Source organism: Cyanobacteriota bacterium (assembly GCA_025054735.1).
Taxonomy (GTDB): Bacteria; Cyanobacteriota; Cyanobacteriia; order SKYG9; family SKYG9; genus SKYG9.
Genome location: JANWZG010000200.1, coordinates 1 through 6,830, shown reverse-complemented (window position 1 = coordinate 6,830; position 6,830 = coordinate 1). Strand labels below are relative to the sequence as shown.

Here is a 6,830-nt window from a genome sequence, read left to right as displayed (position 1 = left end):
ATAGCTGGGGCAGTGCTTAGGGTGTAGCGCTCTATCAGATAGTGCCCTTGGGCATCTTGCAAGGCTGGAAAGGGCACCAAAAACAGTTGAGACTGAGGAATCATAATCACCCGTCCTTTGGTGTCTGCCGGCAACAAGTCCGCGATCGGCTCTACTAACACCTGATACAGTTGCTGCAATGCTGTTTCCTTGACAGCGCTCTGAATCTGTTCCCTCGCCTGATTAAGCCACTGGGGGTTTTCTTGAAACACAAGCCCTGTAGGTGGTTCTGTTGGTGAAGTTGCTAGCTTTGGCTCTTCGACCCCTGCTACAGATACTCCGCGGCTACCTCCTACCACCTCGCTTCGTCCTGCGTTCACTAGTTCAGTTAATGATGTAACCCCTGGTAGCTCTTGGTGCAGATTCACTGAGCGCACGGTCACCTGCCCCTGGGGAGTAACAACCCAAACAAACAGGTTAGGTAAGCTGGGATCGGGCTTGCGATCGTTCTCGTCAAATAGAACGGTGTATTGTACCAGCGTTGCATTCTGTTCCCGTGCTACCTGCTTAATCTCCTCGATGGTAATGGCCTGAGTAACCATCGATGACGTACTAGTTTTACCTTGACCACCTCCATTCAACCTTGACCCCGCACCAATCTGCCTATGTTGATTGACTAGTCGCTTAGCTAGCAACTCTACAAATGCGCGGGCACGTCCCCGCTCTGCCACTTCTAAAGCCTTTTCTGGACGGCCTTGTGCCACTAAAACCTCCTGCAATAGGTGGTAGCTGTTCCGTTGGGTATCGGCTAAGGACACTTGAGCACGATCGTCAAGGCCAGGACGCAGCGCCTCCATAATTGCCAGTGCTTGGTTCAAGTTCTCTTCCGCGAGGTCATATTGTCCCAACCGAAGCAACACTGCCCCTATGTTTTGCCGGGCTGTTGCGATTGAAGGCCGTGCTTGCTCTTGCTGAAACCGTTGCAATGCCTGTTGATAATAATTCAATGCTTGCTTATACTGCTTTAGGTCGTGGTATACCGAACCAATGTTGTTCAGAGCTACCCCTTCCTCCTCTCTCAAGTCCTGCTCTTGGTAGATGGCTAATGCGGCTTGATAAAGTTCTAGGGCTTTTTGATTTTGCATTTGGACAGCATATACACCGCCAATATTGCTTAGGATGGTGCCTTCTCCAGCCTGATCGCCTCGATGCACAGCGATCGTCAATGCCTGATTGTAAAAACGTAGGGCCATGTCGTAGTTTCCTAACTCCTGATGCATCCTGGCGATGTTATTCCACTGTTGGGGCAAAATTACTGCCGGATCGCCAAGACTCTGCAATACCTTCAGGGACTCTTCATACAGGGCCAATGCCCGCTCATACTGACCTACGTTACTGTAAAGTTGTCCGAGATTATTCAACACTGCTGCTTCCTGAGTTGGGTCACCCAACTGGCGGCTTAGCCCTAGGGACTGGTTCCATACCTCCAGTACTTGGGCATACAACCCCAACTGGTTATACACAAAGGCCAACCTAGATAGGGTGTTGAGCACAACTTGAGGCTGGGCTATAGACTGTTGTAAAGCTAGTAATTCCTGGTAGGCAGCAATTGCAGCTTGATAGTCTCGGATTTCTGTGGATAAATCTCCAATCCCCCTTAACATATTGACCTGGCCAGCCACATCACCCGTTGCCCGCGTAATAGCTAAGGTTTCTCGTAACACCCGAAGTGCTTCTAGGGTTGCTTGTTGCTCTCGGTTTTCCTGTTCTTCGTGCCTTATGCCTTGCTGAGCCAGCCAACCTAGAGAAAGTTGAGACGAGTTATGCTCTAGACTGTGAATCTGATCATAGTGGTTACGACTTGTGCCATAAACCTTGCTGTAAGCATGGCTTACTGTCTGTACCCATGGCAACCCTACACTACTTGATACACCAGCTATCCCAGCTATTAGTCCTGCGGATAGCGATCGCCAACCTACCCTATTGGGACTAGTTCGGTTTCGATAATTCATACCTGTGACGATACATTTAGGGCAGAGTTGCCTCTAGTCTAGGCTAATTGTTTGGCGATCGTCATCCAGCTAGCAACGTGGCTACAGAGTGGATTGACGTAACGTGGTGACTTTAGACAGTTAGTTCACTAACCCAGGAAATGCTTTCACATATTGAATTTTAATGTCAGGGAAGTTCTGAACAAACTGCACTTTTACATGGGGAAACGACTCCACTATCTGCCATTCACCGCAACTGTCCGGAAATGAGGAGACAAGCTTCACTTTCAAGTCTGGAAATGATTCCACTGCTTGTACTCTGACATCAGGAAAGCTCTCCACCACCTGCACCTTGCCATAGAGGGGCTTGCCTCCAAAGGAACAGGTTGCCCGATCTAGGATGCGTTCACTAGCGGCAACAGAGAGTTGGCCCAGGAAGGCAAAGGCTATCACCATTAACAAAATTCGCATCCACCATGCTGCCATTGGTTTCATTGCCAATGCTTGGTTTTTACAACTATCCATCAAGCATCCATGACCAGAAACGGAGAGAGAGGGATTCGAACCCTCGTTAGAGTTACCCCTAAACAGCATTTCCAGTGCTGCGCCTTCAACCACTCGGCCATCTCTCCAGAGATAAAACGAAATTGTGTTGTTAGATCGTCAGACATTCTATGGTAACAGGCGATCGTCCCAGCCGTGCAGCAATTTCTTACAGATTGGCAGAAAGTGCATCGTTACAGGCTCGTTGCATCATGACCAGGGTAACATGACGACGATAGACAGCACTGGCTTGTTCGTTGTCTAGGTATGCCGTAAGGGGGCACTGGGCATCCAGAGCGGCTGCCATGGCCATGGGTGAGGGCATCTCAGTAAATGAGAGTAATTGGGGAGCAGGAGTCGCTGCTCCGATGGCAATGCGAGTAGCACCAGTGCGGGGATTGTAGGCAACGACAACGATGGTCACTGCTAGGCCAGCCGTTGCCACGCAAATCCGCCGATATCCAACACGCCAGGTAAGATACTCTGCTGGAATCCAGATTTGACGCAGGGCTTCCCCCGATTGCAGCACCGTTTGTCGATCGCCCGTTTGAAACGCCAGGGCAGGCACGTTACGGGTAGAGCCATTGGGTGCAAGCAGACGGTACGTAGCTCCCAAGGCCACTAGGGCTGGAGCAAAGGTGCCTGCTGGCAAGGCTAAACAGACATTGCCACCGATTGTAGCGACATTCTGCACCTTAAAAGAAGCCAATTCATGCACAGCACTATGCAAGGCTGTAACCGCTGTCCATTCTGGAGGGTAGGTCGCTTGGAGTAAGTGACTAAGGACACAGGTTGCACCGATCGTCAAACCATCAGAGGCGCACTCAATCTCTGACCAGCCTAAGTGCTGCATGTCCACTAAGGTTTTCACCTGAGGCTGTGGTTGGGTAAACAGCCACGTTCCACCAGCCAGCCACGCCCAATCAGCCTGCCAATCTTGCACATCATGCAGATTCGTGGGCTGCAGATAGGTTTCAACAGTGCATAAGTCCATGTTGTTCAGATACCATTTTGGATTCCAGCTTCGTGATCTTAGACTGTAGAACCCTTACAGTGCAACCTGTTTGATCGGCGCTTACTCCACCTAAGGTTTTTCTGTTAAATTGGCTCTCTACTGAATTGGCACACTCTCTTTTCGATAGCCACAAAGCCACCGAGAAACCCAGGCAGGCTTCCCGGCAGTAACTAGCTTTTCAACCTGAATCTATTTCAGACCCAAATCCATCTATATTAGGACATTTGAGAACCTAATGGCTTTGCTGTAACACGTAGGCCTGCGGACGCGTGGGTGTAATCTTCAAGGTTGATGGTCACAGGTTTTGCATGCCAAATTTCTGTGCAATATTCCTGAATAGTGCGATCGGACGAAAATTTGCCCGATCGAGCCGTATTCAAGATCGACATTCGGGTCCAATTATCTTGATCTCGATAGGCTTGGCTGACTTGATCTTGACAGTCAACATAGGACTGGTAGTCTGCAAACAGCATGTAAGTGTCTGTGTGCATCAAGGAATCTACCAACGGAGCGAACAGCCGGGTGTTACCCGCCGAGAAATACCCACCACTGATGCGGTCAATAACTGCCCGCAATGATGCATTGGTCTCGTAGTAGCCACGAGGATAATACCCATGCTGCTTAGCAGCCATGACTTCCTGAGCCGTTAAGCCAAATAGGAAGAAGTTTTCTGCCCCAACCTCCTCACGAATCTCAATATTGGCCCCGTCTAGGGTGCCAATTGTCAACGCCCCATTCATGGCAAATTTCATATTGCCCGTACCCGACGCTTCCTTACCCGCAGTAGAAATCTGTTCTGACAATTCCGCTGCTGGATAGATCCGTTGCCCTAACGACACGCTAAAGTTTGGCAAAAACACTACCTTCAAGCGTCCGCGCACGTCAGGATCTCGGTTCACAACGTCACCCACAGAGTTAATCAACTTAATGATTAGCTTTGCCATGTAATAGCCCGGAGCTGCTTTACCTGCAAAAATTACAGTCCGCGGCACAACATCAAGATTCGGATTCTCTTTGATCCGGTTATATACCGTAATCACATACAAAACATTGAGCAATTGCCGCTTATACTCGTGCATTCGCTTCACCTGAACATCAAACAGAGAGTCAGGGTTCACTTCTATGCCACGCACTTGGCAAATGTAGTCTGCTAAGTCACGCTTGTTAGCCTGCTTAATCTCGCGCCAAGTCCGGCGAAACTCAGGGTCATCTGCGTAGGGTTCCAACTTCCGGAGTTCATCCAAGTGCTTAATCCAGCGGCTACCAATCTTTTCAGTAATGAGTCGTGTCAACCGAGGATTGCTTAACACGATCCATCGACGCGGTGTGACACCGTTGGTCTTGTTATTAAAACGCTCTGGCCAGAGATCAGCAAAGTCTTTTAACACGCTCTGCTTGAGCAATTCACTATGGAGTGCAGCAACCCCATTGATAGCATGACTGCCGATGGTGGCCAAGTTCGCCATGCGCACACTCTTTTCTGGATACTCTTCGATGATTGACAGTCGGGATACCCGCTCTTCATCGTTGGGATACCAAGCACGAATGTCATCCAAGAAGCGGTGATTGATTTCGTAGATGATTTCTAGATGGCGGGGCAAGAGGCTACCAAATAAGCTGATGGGCCAACGCTCAAGAGCTTCCGGCAACAAGGTATGGTTGGTGTAGGCAAAGGTTTTTTGTGTGATATACCAGGCTTTGTCCCAATCCATATTGTGCTCATCCAACAGTAGCCGCATTAGTTCGGCGATCGCTACCGCTGGGTGAGTATCGTTTAGCTGGATGGCAAAGTGCTCGTGCAGGTTATCCAAGGTACGATGCAACCGCAAGTGACGACGCACAATATCTTGCAGTGAGCAGGAAACGAAGAAAATCTGCTGCTCTAAACGCAACTGCCGCCCTTGGGGGGTGTTGTCATTGGGATATAAAACCTTAGAAATCGTTTCTGAAGAAATCTTACTGGCAACAGCTCCATCATAGTCGCCAGTGTCAAATGCTTGGAAGTTAAACTCTTCGCTAGACTCTGCCTTCCACAGGCGTAGAGGGTTCACAGTAACGGTCTCATAGCCTGGCACAGGCGTATCATAGGGAACACCAGTTACAGTTCGTTCAGGAATCCATCGTACCCTAGGGCGGCCCTTGTCATCGTTATAGATTTCGGTGTGCCCTCCTAACTTCACTTCTACTCGATCTTCTGGGCGAGCTAACTCCCAAGGGTTACCCAAGCGCAGCCATTTATCTGGAGTTTCGGCCTGCCAACCATCCTGAATTGATTGCTCAAAGATGCCAAATTCGTAGCGAATGCCATAGCCGATCGCTGGAATTTCTAAGGTGGCCAGCGAATCTAAAAAGCAAGCAGCCAAACGTCCCAAACCACCATTGCCCAATCCTGGTTCTGGCTCCTGCTCAATCAGCTCATCTAAACTCAGCCCTGACTCATGCACAGCTTGCTTTACTTTGTCATAGAGGCCCAAGTTAATCAAGTTGTTGGCAAGATGGCGACCCATCAAGAACTCAGCGGATAGATAGCAAACTACCTTGGTGTCTTTCCGCTCCAAATAGGTTTGCATCGTCTTAAGCCAACGACGCAGTAGACGATCGCGCACTGTGTAGGCCAATGCCATGTAGTAGTCTGTCAATGTAGCGACAGACTCATACTTACCTTGGATGTAAAACAAGTGGTCGGCAAAAGCACGCTTCAGGGTTTCAACGCTAGTGCCCGTGCGATCGTCTTCAATTTGAACGCTCTGGGACAACGTAGCAGAGGATTTATCCTGGGTCAACGCATCGAGACTCATAGGCTCTATCGGGTTGCTAGTGATTATTGGCAATACTGGCTTTTGGCAGAGTATCACACTCCGATTAAATCAGGATGACTTGCCATATGCTCAGAACTAAGGAAAGCTTTAAGGTTATTCAGTCATTAACTATCCAATCTTGAAAGTAAGGGCACAATTCTAAGAGTATGACTTTACACAGGCCTGTGAAGGAAAGATGCTAACTCGGGAAGCATATCTCTACACTGGCCTCACTGTACCTGCTAATTATCGATAGAGACTTACTATAAACACCCGTACACGGCTCAGTCATTAATACGAGCTTATAGATAGGTAAGTGGGTAGCTAGCTGTTTCCTTCAGTAGTCAATGACCATGGCAGTAGCGTTTGAATTATATCCTATTCCCCCCACTGGGTACTATTGTTGGGAGCAGCTGATAAGTATAACAGTCCTAAACCAGAATAACCTTGACACCCTATCGCGGTATGGGTACTGGAGCCAAGGGTGGATAGTTAGGAATAGGC

3 protein-coding genes, 1 tRNA gene and 1 pseudogene are annotated in these 6,830 nt (G+C 49.0%); all 5 read right to left on the bottom strand.

The annotated features are described in order from the left end of the window. The coding region (locus NZ772_10875; GenBank protein MCS6814053.1) for a CHAT domain-containing tetratricopeptide repeat protein at nt 1-1,991 on the bottom strand (1,991 nt) is incomplete at its 3' end. A gap of 120 nt (nt 1,992-2,111) precedes the next feature. Next, nucleotides 2,112-2,354: pseudogene (locus NZ772_10870) on the bottom strand (hypothetical protein). Nucleotides 2,355-2,515: 161 nt separating this feature from the next. Next, nucleotides 2,516-2,602 (bottom strand) — tRNA-Ser (locus NZ772_10865). 80 nt (nt 2,603-2,682) lie between these two features. Next, a complete protein-coding gene (locus NZ772_10860; GenBank protein ID MCS6814052.1) occupies nt 2,683-3,507 on the bottom strand; it encodes an FAD binding domain-containing protein in 825 nt (274 codons plus the stop codon). 236 nt (nt 3,508-3,743) lie between these two features. Beyond that, complete coding sequence (locus tag NZ772_10855; GenBank protein MCS6814051.1) at nt 3,744-6,326, bottom strand: glycogen/starch/alpha-glucan phosphorylase; 2,583 nt, start codon at nt 6,324-6,326, stop codon at nt 3,744-3,746. Nucleotides 6,327-6,830: the final 504 nt, after the last annotated feature.